Origin of the sequence: Hominimerdicola alba 8 (genome assembly GCF_000178155.2) — a bacterium.
Classification (GTDB): Bacteria; Bacillota; Clostridia; order Oscillospirales; family Ruminococcaceae; genus Hominimerdicola; species Hominimerdicola alba_C.
In genome coordinates this window covers 127,301-140,624 of the sequence record NZ_ADKM02000130.1, presented here as the reverse complement: position 1 = coordinate 140,624, position 13,324 = coordinate 127,301, and the positions used below count along the sequence as shown (strand labels likewise).

The 13,324-nt window shown below is 51.6% G+C and carries 12 protein-coding genes; 3 read left to right on the top strand and 9 right to left on the bottom strand.

The window, feature by feature from the left end; translation table 11 throughout:
- Positions 1–219: 219 nt before the first annotated feature.
- The 4 genes from CUS_RS16805 to CUS_RS16790 form a co-directional block, all read right to left on the bottom strand.
- Complete coding sequence (locus CUS_RS16805; RefSeq protein WP_002852882.1) at positions 220–1,059, bottom strand: hypothetical protein; 840 nt, start codon at positions 1,057–1,059, stop codon at positions 220–222.
- Entirely contained in the window at positions 1,056–2,225 is a 1,170-nt protein-coding gene (locus CUS_RS16800) for a hypothetical protein (RefSeq protein WP_002852741.1), read from the bottom strand. Before CUS_RS16800 ends, CUS_RS16805 begins: the two co-directional genes overlap by 4 nt.
- Before the next feature lie 75 nt (positions 2,226–2,300).
- Positions 2,301–3,590 carry a PBSX family phage terminase large subunit gene (locus tag CUS_RS16795; RefSeq protein WP_227945305.1) on the bottom strand — a complete coding sequence of 430 codons (1,290 nt, stop codon included), beginning with the start codon at positions 3,588–3,590 and terminating at the stop codon, positions 2,301–2,303.
- Positions 3,553–4,050 (bottom strand): terminase small subunit, encoded by a 498-nt coding sequence (locus tag CUS_RS16790; protein ID WP_002852851.1) that lies wholly within the window; start codon positions 4,048–4,050, stop codon positions 3,553–3,555. The genes CUS_RS16795 and CUS_RS16790 overlap by 38 nt, the downstream gene beginning before the upstream one ends.
- Positions 4,051–4,456: 406 nt before the next feature.
- On the opposite strand from CUS_RS16790, the gene CUS_RS16785 reads away from it, so the two are divergent.
- From CUS_RS16785 to CUS_RS16775, 3 genes are all read left to right on the top strand, one after another.
- Positions 4,457–4,798 carry a hypothetical protein gene (locus tag CUS_RS16785; protein ID WP_002853087.1) on the top strand — a complete coding sequence of 114 codons (342 nt, stop codon included), beginning with the start codon at positions 4,457–4,459 and terminating at the stop codon, positions 4,796–4,798.
- Between the two features lie 74 nt (positions 4,799–4,872).
- Positions 4,873–6,108 carry a cellulase (glycosyl hydrolase family 5) gene (locus CUS_RS16780; protein ID WP_100084616.1) on the top strand — a complete coding sequence of 412 codons (1,236 nt, stop codon included), beginning with the start codon at positions 4,873–4,875 and terminating at the stop codon, positions 6,106–6,108.
- Between the two features lie 178 nt (positions 6,109–6,286).
- Positions 6,287–8,209, top strand: a complete 1,923-nt coding sequence (locus tag CUS_RS16775; RefSeq protein ID WP_002853063.1) for an EAL domain-containing protein — start codon at positions 6,287–6,289, stop codon at positions 8,207–8,209.
- 167 nt (positions 8,210–8,376) lie between these two features.
- On the opposite strand, the gene CUS_RS16770 is transcribed toward CUS_RS16775, so the two are convergent.
- The 5 genes from CUS_RS16770 to CUS_RS16750 all read right to left on the bottom strand — a co-directional run bounded on the left by CUS_RS16770 (position 8,377) and on the right by CUS_RS16750 (position 13,315).
- Complete coding sequence (locus tag CUS_RS16770; protein WP_002852789.1) at positions 8,377–10,317, bottom strand: ABC-F family ATP-binding cassette domain-containing protein; 1,941 nt, start codon at positions 10,315–10,317, stop codon at positions 8,377–8,379.
- Between the two features lie 54 nt (positions 10,318–10,371).
- Positions 10,372–11,226 (bottom strand): agmatinase, encoded by an 855-nt coding sequence (gene speB / locus CUS_RS16765; RefSeq protein ID WP_002852943.1) that lies wholly within the window; start codon positions 11,224–11,226, stop codon positions 10,372–10,374.
- A 162-nt stretch (positions 11,227–11,388) separates the two neighbouring features.
- Positions 11,389–12,237, bottom strand: a complete 849-nt coding sequence (gene speE / locus CUS_RS16760; RefSeq protein WP_002853065.1) for a polyamine aminopropyltransferase — start codon at positions 12,235–12,237, stop codon at positions 11,389–11,391.
- Between the two features lie 40 nt (positions 12,238–12,277).
- The gene (locus CUS_RS16755; RefSeq protein ID WP_002852881.1) at positions 12,278–12,799 is read right to left on the bottom strand and encodes a hypothetical protein; all 522 of its coding nucleotides are present in this window, start codon (positions 12,797–12,799) and stop codon (positions 12,278–12,280) included.
- 9 nt (positions 12,800–12,808) lie between these two features.
- Positions 12,809–13,315: a hypothetical protein gene (locus CUS_RS16750; protein ID WP_002852765.1), complete on the bottom strand. Its 507-nt coding sequence runs from the start codon at positions 13,313–13,315 to the stop codon at positions 12,809–12,811.
- Positions 13,316–13,324 lie beyond the last annotated feature (9 nt).

The following is a 13,324-nucleotide window of genomic DNA, read 5'->3' as shown; positions in this document are numbered from 1 at the left end:
ATCGCGCCATAAGCCGCTCTATGCCCCATAAGACCATCAGTCCCGCTGTCGGCATGGTGCTTTTTCGGCGTTTACCATCGGGGACGCTGCCTGTGCAGCAACACGGCTTTGTGCTCATTCAGCCGAACTGCTGTCCCCGTTGACATTCCCCTCTTCCCCTGCGCCCCACCCACCCGCCCACCAACTTTTTTGTCCCTGACTGTCAGCCGACCAAACCCGTCAGACCTTGAACATTTCCATACCTCCGCTGTCTTCGGTAAGCACCCCGACACTTCCGCCGCAAGCCGCTTCCTCTCTCAGACGGCGCTCCAGCTTCTTCTTGAGTTCCATCAGCCCGAAAACATCAAGTTCGCTGTCATCGCTGACTTCTCCGCCTACAAAGCCTTTCAGCCTGATTATGTCAGACCTCAGTTCTTCGCAGAACCTCTCCTGCAAGCCCCTCAGCTTTTCAAGTTCGCCGTTATCGCCGCGCTCACTGTATACCTTAGTGACACCAGCCGCTCTCTGGGCAGGCACCGCTACAAAACTCCACTCGTATGCGTCCACAGGCTCTTCAAGTGTCACATAACAGAGTTTCCCGCCATAATACCGCCCCTTTACATGGGCACAGCCACCCTTTGAAGCATCAGCGCCGCATACCGAACATACCCGCTTCTTCACCGAACAGCCCACCGACACCTCTTTCTTGATGCCGCCGTCGATCTCCGCTATCAGCGACTTGTTGTCATCTGTCCTCACCATGTAGGCGTGACCCATAAGCGCCTTGTATTCTCTGCCGTCAGCCGTCTTCCTGTCAGGGTGAGATACTACTTCCGTGTCATAGATCCTCGCCGTCTGACCGCTGCTCTTGCAGTCGTGGTCGAATATTCCTGTCCTGCCTACGAACAGCTTCGCCAGCACACCCAGCGCCTCCTCCGAGAATCTCTCGTTGTCGCGGTCGATGTCGTTGTCACACAGCAGTACGCTGAAACAGTATACCTGTTCCGCTGTCAGCGCCTTTACCGAGTGTACGTTTATCTTCTCCAGCACTTCCGCTGTAATGACTTTCTTCTCGCTCAATCAGTGTTCCTCCCTTTCTCTTTTTCTTCGTTTTCAAGTTCCAGCTTTTTCGCCTGCGCATTGTACAGCCGCGACCTCGCCAGCGCTTCCTCGTCCTGCAAGTTGATGTTCCCCCATTCCACATCGACACCGCATTCTGTGCCGCAGCTTCTTAAGAACACACAGCAGATATCCCTTATCACAGGTTCCAGCAGACGCCTGTAATACTCCAGTTCGCTGGTCAGTATGTCCGCCTGCTGACTGCTCATGCGCTCGGTGGTAGACCAGTTCAGCCCCAGCAGGAACGGCGGCACCGACAGCTTCGCTATCAGCTGTTCAAGTATCTGTCTGACCGGTACTTCCGTGTCGATAAGCTGATTTTCCGCGCCTATCACCTTAATGTCCACATCGCCCACCGTTATGAAGTCCTTCACGATGCCGTTTCGCGCACTCTGCATACCGTCAGCCCACGCCGATGCTATCTCCTGCGCACGCTCACGCGCAAATCTCTTGTCAGTGCCGTCCTCCGAAGGCTTGTAAGTCACCGCATATCTGACATTTCCCACCCTGTCAAAGTTCTGCCCGATGCACTGGTATATGCGCATCAACACCTGACTCATGGCAGGCAGTCCCCTCAGTATCGATACGCCGTCAGGGTGCTTGGGACTTGGGTTCAGCGCCGTGTACAGCAGTTTGTCAGGCTCAGCTATCTTTATCTCTCTGCCGTTGCCGTAAAAGAAGAACTCCCTGTCAAGTTCACCTCTCCCCTGCCTTACGCGGAACAGACTGCTGTCACCTACCACCAGCCCCCGAACTGTCTGCGTTTCCTTGTCAGCGACTATCCTGCCCACAGCCCTGCCGTAGGTCAGCAGACTGTCAAGATACATGTCGGCAAAAGTATTCAGCGACCTGCCCGATACCCCCACCGTCACTTCATCACAGAACTTGTCAAATTCTTCGCTGAACCTTTCATCGCGGGGTCTGACCTTGAAATCCCCAACCAGCCTGATTATCTTGCCGAAACATGCGTCTATGACAGGCACCGTCGCCCTCAGACTGTCGTAAATGCCGCCCTCAAGCGCCGTGTCATCTGCCGCCAGCCTGAACATGCCGTCCCCCGACTCAGCCGAAAAACACTGCCGCTCATAGGACTTCTCTTCCGTTTCCTTTCGTCCGAATAATCTCAATCAAAAACCACTCCTTTCACTTTTTTCTGCTCCTCACTTTCTTCTGCACTTCCCGCCCGACCGCCCACAGCTTTTTCAGACCGATATTGCCGCAAACCCGACTTCTCCGCCGCCGTCCTCCAGCGAACATACGAAATACCGCATGTCGTCCATCGCATGGTCGAACTCTTTCACAGGGCAATCCCTGCCTGCCCCCTCGTCCCAGCGGTAAAGGGTGAACTCCCGCAGTATGTCGGTGCAATCAGCACCTATCCTCAGACCGCCGCCGCGTATGAAGTCCTGCGTGCGGCGTATGCCCGATATCACATCGTTCTTCGCCTGTATCACCCGAAACTTGCCGTGTCGCTTTATGCACTGTATGAACGATGCCGCCGATGGGTCGCATACCACATAGCTTATCTCTCTGCCGCCTGCCAGCTCTTCAAGGGCGGCGTAATGCTCTTCATCGGTGCGCCTGCTCCCCTCTCTTGCCGAGTCGTAGTAGTATTCAGCCAGCCTGTACCATATGCCGCCGCTCTGCCCCCACAGTCCGAAACTGCTCGGGTTGACTGTGCCGTAGTCACAACTCACCACAAACCTCCCGCAGTCCTGCGGAAGTTCCCCGCAGACATACTTGCGCTCGTCAAACATCGGGTAAACAAGCCCCTCAGCCGCACTCCACCTGCCCCTCACGAACCTCTCGTAGAACGCCCCTGTGTAAAGCCTTTCATACCGCTTTATCACAGCCTCGCTAAGCGATGGGTTGTCGCTCAGTTCAAAGTGTACATACAGCAGATTTTTGCTGTCCGCCTTGTCTATCCATTCCCGCTTGAACCAGTGGTAAGGATTGTCGGGGTTGCAGTTGAACCACAGTTTTGAACCCGTCACCGAGCATCTCGCTACCGCCTGTTCCACGAAACTTCGCGGCATCAGCGCCGTTTCGTCCATCAGCACCCCCGCCAGAGTCACGCCCTGTATCAGCGATGCAGAACCTTCGTCCTTGCCGCCGAACAGATAGTACCTGTTGCGCCGACCGCCGAAGTCCACGTCCATGTAGTTTTTCGAGAGGTTCTCCGTCACCGTGAAACCCAGCTTTTCAGCCCATTTCAGCAGTTCGGTCAGCAGATTTCTCCGCAGGCTGACTATCGTCTTGCCGCACAGCCCGAAATTTCTCTTGTCGAACCGCCCCATCGACCACATCAGAAAACTCAGCGCCATACAGCTTGTCTTGCCCGACCTCACCGCCCCGTCACAGATGATGCCGTCATACCCGCGATATTTCGCGTTGCTCCACCAGCGGAAGAGGAATTTCTGCTTCTCCGAAAAGGTCAGCCCGCCTCGCTTTTCATCAGCCATCGCGCTCACCGCCCGTTTTTTCAGCCACATCGCTTATCTCCTGCGAACCGCTGTACACCGCGTCCAGAAATTCCTGCGCCGCCGAAACTTCCTTAAGTTCAGGGTCAAGTTCCACCAGCTTTTCAAGGGCTTTCTGCCTGTCAAAGAACTTCATCTCGACTCCCCCGCCTTTGACGCGCTTTATCTCAGCCACATTGAAAAGGTCTGCCCTCAGCACTTCTTCCCTCGTCAGTTCCTCCGCAAATACCAGCGCCGCCGCCTCGTTTATACTGCCGAACGCCAGCCGCGAAAGTCCTGTCTTCACATAGCAGAGGGTCTGTGTGTCCTCGCTGTCCAGCTTGTTTATCTCCCGCTTGACAGCCGCACTCGCCAGCAGGTCGGCTTCTATCTGCTTCGCCTCAGCGGGTTCAGCCCCAAGCCTCACCGCCGTTTCCGAACCGTTTCGCGTCCTCACGAACATCTTTGCAAATGTCTTCGGTGAGATCTTCATGTCACATCACTCCATTCTTTTTTCTGTGAAGAGAACTTTGCGTTTTCGCTTCTCGCAAAAGTCCTTTCACTAACACCCTTTTTGACCCCAAAAGTTGTACGTTTTTGTACAACTTTTAATAAAATATGTCTAAAATAAATGAAAAAACAGAAGTTCAACTAAATCGCACTCCTAAAAAATAGTCACCCTATCCAAAGAAACGACATGCAAATGTAAATAATTCAAAAGATATTATCAGAAATATCCCCCCGAAAATGACCTCCGCCGCACTCCCGCAAAAATAGTTAAATCATCAAAATATATACCGTCCTATTGCAAAAAAATAACTGCTGTGCTATAATTTAACTGAGGCGGTCTGCCGCCCGAAAGTTCGCAGAATATATCAGTTAATGAAAGGGGTGCGCATATGTACAGTATCAAAGATCTACCTGCGGAAGTCAGCGATCTCCGCGAGGTTCACGGCTGTGGCTACGAGATAAAAGATGTTCTGACTCTGCTTTCAAATATGATGGCTGAACTGAAAGCCCTCGAAGAATGTTGGCAGCTCAAAAGCTGGAACAAGGAGTTCACCAAGCCCGAACCATACCGTAAAACACGCCTGCGTGCCGCCCGCACGAACGGCTATAACGCTGACGATGTACAAAAGCTGGTAAAAAAGCTGGACGATAAGATCACTCAGATGCGCCTTAAGCTGGATGTCGAACGCGACAAGAAAAACTGGAATCAGGAGTGGCAGAACGACCGATGAACCCCTCGCCCGCTTGCACAGGGCAAGGGTCGGATATATGGGTAAACCATGATAAATGAAGGGAATGGTAAAAAATGAAAACAAACAAGTTGATGGCTATCCTCTGCGCGGCTGTGCTGACTGTCGGTATGTCAGCCTGCGGCGGCAAAAAAGAGGAAGAAAACAAAAAAACAGCCGACAATAATTCATCGGCTTCCGAAAAGAAAGAACAGTCAAGTGCTGAAACCACCGAAAACTCAGGCAGCGAAGATGTTCTGTCAAAACCCTTTGAAACTTCCTGTGACGGCTCCGCGAAGGTCACTGTATCGGGCGACAAGTTCATGGTCGGCGGCAAGGAACTTTGGTTCAACGGCGTAAATACTCCGTGGGATAAGTGGAACGACTTCGGAGGCGGCTTCAACTTCTCTTTCTGGCAGGAACATTTTGAGAAGCTCCACAATGCGGGCGTAAACGCCTGCCGTATCTGGATAAGCTGTAACGGCGATGTGGGCATGATGATATCCCCCGACGGCACTTTTGAGGGCGCTACCACTGCCCACTGGGAAGACCTCGACAGCCTGTTCATGCTGGCTGAAAACTATCAGATATACGTGATGGCAACAGTGCAGTCATTTGACCACTTCAAGGACACCAACCAGAATTACGAGGCTTGGCGCACACTTATACAGTCCACCGAACACACCGATGAATATGTGGATAACTACATAGTCCCGCTGGTGAAGCGCTATGATGCCTGCGACTACCTCTGGTCGGTAGACCTCTGCAATGAACCTGACTGGATAATCGAAAACTCCGAGTGCGGCAAGCTGGACTGGCTGTCGCTGGAACAGTATTACGCAAAGGCTTGCTCTGCCATACACGCAAATTCCGATGTGCTGGTCACCGTCGGCATGGGCATGATAAAGTATAACTCCGATAAGCAGAACGGCAACAAGATATCCGATGAAGAACTGCAAAGCCTTGATATCGGCAAATATGACAGTTCCCTCGCCTATGTTGATTTCTGGTCTACCCACTGGTATGACTGGATGATACCCAACTGGGGCACTATCTACGAAAACACCCCCGAAGAATTCGGGCTTGAAACTTCCAAACCCACCGTTATCGGTGAACTCCCCGCTAAGGGCAAGGACGGCTACGATATCTCGAACGTCTACGAAACTGCCTATAACAACGGCTATCAGGGCGTTTTCGCATGGAAATCCAGCGGTTCGGACGACGGCTGCGGACTCTGGCTCGATATCCAGCCCGCCATTGAAAAAATGATGACTGTCTGCGAAGACAGGATATTCCCGCTGGGCAAAAAATAACAGCAAAGCGCACCCCGCAAGAGGTGCGCTTTGCTATTTCTATCAAATCACTAAATCGGACGGCAAATTACTATTTATTATGCACAATGATAGGCTTTACTTGTTGCATTTTTAATGTAATTGTGTTATAATTTTTATAACAAATTACTCTTTTTTTCTAAAATAAAGGAGGGAAAAAATGCCTTTTACCACTCAATTCAAAGTTGTCATGTACGCCTCGTCGATACTCATCGGTATCACGGGCATACTGTTCACAATTCTCAACCGCCGTACCGACAAACAGCAGAACAAGATATATCTTGCATTGCTGATAATGGTGGTCTGCAACTGTATCTCGGAGATAATCGCCGCAGTCGCTACACCCTACTGCGCCGTTTCATCAAACGCCGCCCTTGCAGTCAGGTTCGGGCATTTCACCTATTTTCTGATACATGCACTCATCTCACCGATGTTCTACCTGTACGTGCTGTCAGTCTGCGGTGCGAACCTCAGCGGCAAGCGAAAACGCTATATCATCAGCTTCATACCTGCACTGATATTTGAGTTGATGGTGGTCTTCAATCCCGCTACCAAGCTGGTCTACTACTATGACCGCAATATGGAATACCACCGCAACTGGGGACTTATGCTGATATACGCCGAAGCGGGGCTTTATATGATGATGGCGGTATTCATGCTGATGTTCTCGTGGAGGGCGCTGAATACAAAGCGCCGCACCGCGCTCATATACTTCTTCTTCATCGTGCTGATAGGTCTGAGCGTTCAGCTTTATAACTATGACCTCAGAACAGAACTTCTCAGCGAGATAGTCGCCATGCTGGGCGTTATGATATCCATTGAGATAGAGGACGACCGAATCGATGCAGGCATGGGCATCTATAACCGCCGCGCCCTCACCGCTGATATGAATACCTATATCGTCAGCGGCAGAAACCTCTACCTGCTGTGCGTTAAGATAACCAACACCGAGATAATCAAACGCGCCACAGGTTCGGATAATACCGATGCACTTTCAAAACTGGTGGCTGAATACCTGCGTACACTGGTGCCGCGATATTATGTCTACAGCACCAGCCCCGATACTTTCATGGTCACCCTTATGGACAGCGATGAGCAAAAAGCTGTCTGGCTGGCAGGCACCATCTCCGAGCGATTTGAACAGCCCTGGAGGATAGGCGATAACGAATTTCCGCTGAAAGTCATGCTGATGGCGGCAGATGTCCCCGAACGTATACATACTGTTAACGATGCCCTTTACATGGCTGACAGCCCTGTTCCCAAAAAGCTGGATAAGAATATCCTCACAGGCTCAGACCTTGACTACCTGCTTCGCCGCGCCGCTGTCGAAAGCGCCGTGACAAAAGGACTGAGCGAACACTTCTTTGAGGTATTCTATCAGCCCACTTACTACGTGCAGGAAAAACGTCTGCATGGCGCAGAAGCCCTGATACGCCTGCACGCCCCCGAACTTGGCAACCTCTTCCCCGATGAATTCATACCCATCGCTGAACAGATAGGTCTTATCGATGAGGTCGATGACTACGTACTGCGCGAGGTCTGCGACTTTATCAGGAGCGGTGTGCCGAAGAAATACGGCATGGACTGCATCAATGTGAATCTTTCGGTGCTCCAGTGCATGCAGCCGAATTTTGCCGACCACATCGCAGACATAGTCGAAGAGTACGGCATCGACAAACACATGATAAATTTCGAGATAACCGAGTCCATAGCCGCCAGCGACTACATCACCCTCAGCAGGGTGGTTCGCACCCTTAAAAAACAAGGCTTCAAATTCTCAATGGACGACTACGGCACAGGCTACTCAAATATGCAGTCGATATTCAGGCTGGATTTCGATATCGTAAAGATCGATAAAAGCATTCTGTGGAGCGCCGAAAAAGGTCAGCTCGGTCAGATAATACTCGACAGCAGCGTGCGCATGATAAGACAGATGCGCCGCAAGATACTTGTTGAGGGCGTAGAGACCGAATACCAACTGCAAATACTCCGCGATATGGGCGTAGATTACGCACAAGGCTACCTCTTCTCCCGCCCGATATCAAAGCGCGATCTCATCGAACTTCTCGAAAAGCAGGCTTAAAGCATAATTTTGCTATCCCGCCGCAACACGCCTGACACTGTTTCGCGCGAAAGATAACAGGACCGCAATAAGCAAACAAAGCACCCGTCCCCAATTTCAGGGAACAGGTGCTTTTTTATTGTCAGCACACAATTCTTCCGACCATGCCAACAATTATGAATTGTGAATTACTCCGAAAGTTCCGCCCATTCGTCCATCATCTCGTCAAGTTCGGTGCGCTTTGCTTCCAGCAGATTGCACTTCTCGGTCATCAGACCGTAATTCGCCGCCACTTCGGGGTCTGCTATCTCGTTTTCAAGGTTGAAAATGTCCACCTCAGCCTGCTCGATAAGTCCTTCCAACTCCCTGACCCTCGCGCGGCGCTTCGCATCAAGAGCGCGCTGTTCCTTGCTTCGGTAACTTATGGCTTTCTGCTCACGCTTGTCCTGCTCAGCCTGAATGCGGCGCTGTTCTGCCGCCTGCTCTGCCGCTTTCGCGCCCGCCGCACTGACAGCTTCCGCGTAAGCATCAAAGTTGCCCTCATAACAGTTGACTTCATCAGCCTTGACCTCAATTATGCGGTCAGCCACCTTGTTTATCAGGTATCGGTCATGTGATACCAGTATGATAGTCCCCTCAAACTCAGCCAGCACATCTTCCAGAACTTCTTTCGTGTTCAGGTCGAGATGGTTTGTCGGCTCATCAAGGATAAGCACGTTGCCGCGCGTGTTCGCCATTATTGCAAAGCACAGCTTCGCACGCTCGCCGCCGCTCAGTACCGAAACAGGCTTGAAAACGTCCTCACCCGTCAGCAGTACCGCCCCCAGAGCCTTTCGCGCCTCAGCAGGTGTCATGCTCGGAAAACGGTCTGTCAGTTCATCTATGACAGTGCTGCCCATGTGCAGTATGTTGTGCTCCTGCTCAAAGTAGGATATCTTAACATTCCCGCCCCACACTATATTGCCGCGCTCGTGCGGGATAATGCCCTGTATCAGCTTGAGTATCGAGGTCTTGCCGATGCCGTTCGCCCCGATTATGGCGGCATGCTCACCCCGCCTGATGTGCATGTCAAGGCTGTTTATCAGCGTCTTTCTGCTCTCGCCCTCACCCACGACCAGCGGGCAGTCTATCACCTTAACTATGTCCTTAGTCGGCTCGATGTCGTATTCCAGCTTTATCTTCGGCGGTCTGGTAAACATCAGCGGCTTGTCGATGCGCTCTATCCTGTCCAGCATATGCTGACGCGATTTCGCCATCTTCGCAGTGGAAGCCCTCGTCTTGTTGCGAACGATGTAATCCTCCAGCTTCTTTATCTCCTCCTGCTGAGCCTCCCACTCTTTCAGCTGACGCTCCGCGTTGTGCTTTTTCTGCACCACATAAGCGGAATACCCGCCCTTGTAGGAGGTCAGCCGCCCCTGTTCTATCTCACATATGCGCGAACATACCTTGTTCAGGAAGTACCTGTCGTGCGAAACTATCAGTATCGAACCCTTGTAGCTTTTGAGATAATCTTCCAGCCACATCAGTGTCGTGAAGTCAAGATGGTTTGTCGGCTCGTCCAGTATCAGCAGGTCGGGGCATTCAAGCAGCAGCTTTGCCAGCGCCAGACGTGTCTTCTCGCCGCCCGAAAGCGATGATATCACCCTGTCACGCGGCACATCGCCAAAGCCCATACCGTTTAAGATGCGGCTGATGTTGACATCGATGCGGTAACCGTCATTCGCTTCAAAATATGCCGAAAGTTCGGCATACTCACCGCTGACCACTTCCAGTTCAGCCCCCGTCAGATGTGTCATCTGCTGTTCAAGTTCGTCCATTCGCTTTCGTGCGGTTATCAGCTTGTCGAAAGCCTTGTGCAGTTCCTCGTCAATGGTCGAACTGCTCTCCAGACCGCTGTTCTGCCGCAGAAAACCGATGGTGCAGTTCGATGAAACTTCCACCGAACCCAGACCGTCATCGGTCTTGTCATAGCCCAGATCGCCCATAAGTATGTTCAGCAGCGTGGACTTACCGCACCCGTTGACACCGATAAGTCCCACAGCTTCGTGGTCTTCGATCACGAGGTTGATGTCTTTCAGCAGCGGCTCGCCGTTAAAATATTTATACAGATGCTCAATTTTTACCAGCATAAAAAACTCCTATACCAAATTTGCGCCGCACTTCGGCGCGGGGCGTAAGCCCTTTTATTTGCAGAACCTCAGCAGCATCTCGCGCATCAGCTTGCATGCAAGGGCAGTGCTCCTGCCGCTGTGATCGTAAGCGGGCGAAAGCTCATTCATGTCAAAGCCCACTACGTTCAGGTCTGACAGCACTTCGATGGCATCGATCAGTTCATCAAAATGCACTCCGCCTGCCTCAGGTGTGCCTGTACCTGGAAATTCAGACGGGTCAAGCACATCGAGGTCGAGTGTGAAATAAACAGGTGCCGCGCCGATATAGCCCACAACTTCATTTATTGTGCGGAAGTCGAACAGGTTCATCGAGGTGTGCTGTTCCATCAGGAAATCCACTTCGCTCTTGTCAGCGCTCCTGATACCGAACTGGAATATCTTTCCGTCACCAAGTATATCGTGACAGCGGCGCATAACGCAGGCATGGCTCAGCTTAACGCCGAGATATTCATCTCTCAGGTCTGCATGGGCATCGAACTGTATTACGTGCAGGTCGGGATACTTTTCAGCCGCCGCACGCACAGCGCCCAGCGTGACCAGATGTTCGCCGCCTATCATGCAGGGTATCTTGCCGTCTGCCAGTATGGTGGCAGTCCTCTCCTGAATGTCCGAAAGTGCCTTTTCGGGCGAACCGAAAGGCAGTTCAAGGTCGCCGCTGTCGAACACCTTTATGTCCAGCAGGTCTTTCATCTGATATACCGAGAATGTTTCTATCCCGAAACTCTCGCTCCTCATCGCCTGACTCGCGAACCTCGTACCCGGTCTGAAAGATGTGGTGCTGTCAAACGGCGCACCAAACATTACTATCTTTGCCTCGTCATACTCGCAGTCACAGCCTATAAAAGTGGAAATATTCTTCTCTAACATTTTTATTCTCCTTTTCATTATTGTTTTCAGTCGTCCGTAAGTTCTTCAAGCCGCGCAGGGGCGGCGTTTTTACAGCATGACAGTCCCGCTGACGACCGCAGCGGACTGTAATATCAGCAGTCGGCAGTACATTTTTTCGCCCTCTGCGGAGCGTCCCTCAGCCTACGAATTTTCCAGTATCTCCAGCACATAGTTCGGCAGAGCGAAACAGCCCTTGTGCAGTTCGGTGTTGTAGTAGCGCGTCTTTATGCCCAGCGCATTCCAGCGGTCTGCTTTCAGGTCATAGACAGGGTGCAGGTTCTTCGATGCAAAGCCGAACAGCCAGTGCCCCGACGGATATGTGGGTATATGCGCCTGATACACCATCGTCACAGGGAAGCTGGCACCGATGCGCTTGTGAGTGCGTTTCACCATGTCCACATAGCTGTCGTAGTAGGTGCTTTCGTGCTGGTTTATCAGTATGCCGCTGTCTGTCAGCGCCTTGAAGCAGTTGCCGTAAAATTCCTTCGTGAACAGCCCCTCACCGGGTCCGAACGGGTCGGTGGAGTCAACAATTATCAGGTCATACTCGTTCTGCTTTCTGCGCACGTATTTCAGTCCGTCCTCAAAAAACAGGTGAACTCTCGGGTCATCGAACCTGCATGCAGTCTGCGGCAGAAATTCCTTGCAGACCTGCACCACCTGTTCGTCTATCTCGACCATATCAATATTTTCAACCGACTGATACCTGGTCAGTTCCCGCACAGTGCCGCCGTCACCCGCGCCGATGACCAGCACGTTCTTTATGTCGGGGTTGACCGCCAACGGCACAGCCGTGACCATCTCATGGTAGATATATTCGTCCTTTTCGGTCAGCATGATGAAGCCGTCAAGCACCAGCACCCGCCCGAATTCGTAGGTGTCGAACACATCTATCTCCTGATAATAGCTTTTGCCCGAATAGAGCTGTTTCTTCACTTTTATTGTGAAATTAACATCATCAGTATGCTTTTCTGTAAACCAAAGATCCATTTTAATCCTCTCTTTTTCTGTTTATTTCAGACGATGACAGTCAATAGGTGCGATAGCCTATCACCGCGTAGTATCCGCCGTCATTTTTTCCGAAGCCGATGCTGTAGTCATACAACCCATCGTTTCTGTCTTTAAATTTCAGGTCGTAAATTTCGGTGAAGTCATGACCTGCGCCCATTCCGTCAGCCATATCGGCAAGCCAGTCCAAAGACTTTCCCGTTGGGGGCGAAATTTCGCACTTTCCCGCAGGATAAGCCTTTTCAAGGAATTTCTGCGGGTCATCTATGCCGCTCACCCAAAGCCGCACATAACTGTCCAGCCATGTGTCACAGATGAACCGCTCTGCCGTCACATCATCGGGCAGTTCCATATCAAGTATGCGTTCGGCATAGCTGATGCGTTCATCGTCAAATTTGTCCCAGTCCTTGTGATACTGCCGCCTTGTCGAGATCATTGAATAGAAAATCAACCCAAAAGGCAGCACGACCGCCACGATAAACGCTGTCAGACAGCCCCGCAGTTTCTTCCATTTTGGTCTGTCCAAATTTTCATTCATTTCCATATCAGCCACCTAATCCTTAGATGCGAACAGCTTTGCCTTAAAACCGCCGCCGTCCCTGTAAAATGCCGCATAATAGCAGTCGAACCGCTTCACACCGCCGCTGTTTACGTACTCGCATCGGAATATCTCTTCCGCACTTTCGGGCTTTTCGCCGTCATAATCGAGATCGTAACTGCCGCTCAGCGCACTCACATCGACAGTTTCATATTTTCCGTCAAAGCAGTCCTCCATGAACTCCTGCGGCGGTTCGGTATCCCTCAGCCAAAGCTGATAGCAGTAGTCGCCTGCCGCGTGACTGACTGTCAATTTTTCAGGCGATGAACTTCCGCCAAGCGTGATGCCCATTTCGTCTTTCAGCCTATTTATTTCGCTGTCACCGAAGTTTGTGTACTCGCGGTAAGCGTCCCGCAAAGTGAACGCCGCCACGATATCAGTCCCGACCACAAACAGCACCGCCGCCGCTATCAAACCGACTGCGGCTGTTATGATCGGCTTTTTGTATCTCTTTAGTATCATCGTTATCTC

What these genes read in the sequence shown, in the direction of transcription:
- CUS_RS16795 (WP_227945305.1), bottom strand. Translation starts at nt 3,590, where the DNA reads ATGTGGCTGAAAAAACGGGCGGTGAGCGCGATGGCTGATGAAAAGCGA.
- CUS_RS16790 (WP_002852851.1), bottom strand. Translation starts at nt 4,050, where the DNA reads ATGAAGATCTCACCGAAGACATTTGCAAAGATGTTCGTGAGGACGCGA.
- CUS_RS16785 (WP_002853087.1), top strand. Translation starts at nt 4,457, where the DNA reads ATGTACAGTATCAAAGATCTACCTGCGGAAGTCAGCGATCTCCGCGAG.
- CUS_RS16780 (WP_100084616.1), top strand. Translation starts at nt 4,873, where the DNA reads ATGAAAACAAACAAGTTGATGGCTATCCTCTGCGCGGCTGTGCTGACT.
- CUS_RS16775 (WP_002853063.1), top strand. Translation starts at nt 6,287, where the DNA reads ATGCCTTTTACCACTCAATTCAAAGTTGTCATGTACGCCTCGTCGATA.
- CUS_RS16770 (WP_002852789.1), bottom strand. Translation starts at nt 10,317, where the DNA reads ATGCTGGTAAAAATTGAGCATCTGTATAAATATTTTAACGGCGAGCCG.
- speB (WP_002852943.1), bottom strand. Translation starts at nt 11,226, where the DNA reads ATGTTAGAGAAGAATATTTCCACTTTTATAGGCTGTGACTGCGAGTAT.
- speE (WP_002853065.1), bottom strand. Translation starts at nt 12,237, where the DNA reads ATGGATCTTTGGTTTACAGAAAAGCATACTGATGATGTTAATTTCACA.
- CUS_RS16755 (WP_002852881.1), bottom strand. Translation starts at nt 12,799, where the DNA reads ATGGAAATGAATGAAAATTTGGACAGACCAAAATGGAAGAAACTGCGG.
- CUS_RS16750 (WP_002852765.1), bottom strand. Translation starts at nt 13,315, where the DNA reads ATGATACTAAAGAGATACAAAAAGCCGATCATAACAGCCGCAGTCGGT.